The sequence below is a fragment of the Rhizobium sp. FG96 genome (assembly GCF_057808655.1).
In genome coordinates, this window is record NZ_JBMDIL010000044.1 from 1 (window position 1) to 504 (window position 504).

At 58.1% G+C, this 504-nt stretch carries 1 pseudogene; it reads right to left on the minus strand.

The annotated features are described in order from the left end of the window. Positions 1-310: 310 nt before the first annotated feature. Positions 311-504, minus strand: a pseudogene (locus tag ACODR6_RS32110) (amino acid ABC transporter substrate-binding protein); the annotation flags it as partial.

The following is a 504-nucleotide window of genomic DNA, read 5'->3' on the forward strand; positions in this document are numbered from 1 at the left end:
AGCCTGCGCGCCCATTGAGAAATGCGAAACCAGAGGCCGTGTTGCTGCGCTGCAGGTTGATCGCCGTATTGTGAGCGACCCACGCTATGAAACCAACGAGCAGAACTACGGTCAGAACCTGGAAAAAGATGCCCCTTAACTTGGGGTCGTAAAGTGCCGACTGGAGCGTCCAGCGGCTCTCCGGCAAAGGTGTCGTGTGCACAGCCTCTTGCGTCATGCCGAGCCTAATCCCCTATGTGCCCGTTTTTGGGCTTTTTTCTTGGAAGATGGAAAGGCGGTTTCCCGCCTTTCCGGCATTCATGTCAAAAGCTTAGCGAACCGGCGGTGCGTACTGGATGCCGCCCTTGTTCCACAGAGCGTTGAGGCCACGCGCGATCTTCAGCGGGCTGCCCTGACCGACGTTGCGCTCGAAGACTTCGCTGTAATTGCCGACGCCCTTGATGACGTCGTAGGCCCACTCGTTGGTCAGGCCGAGGTCGGTACCGATCTTGGTATCGGCTTCGG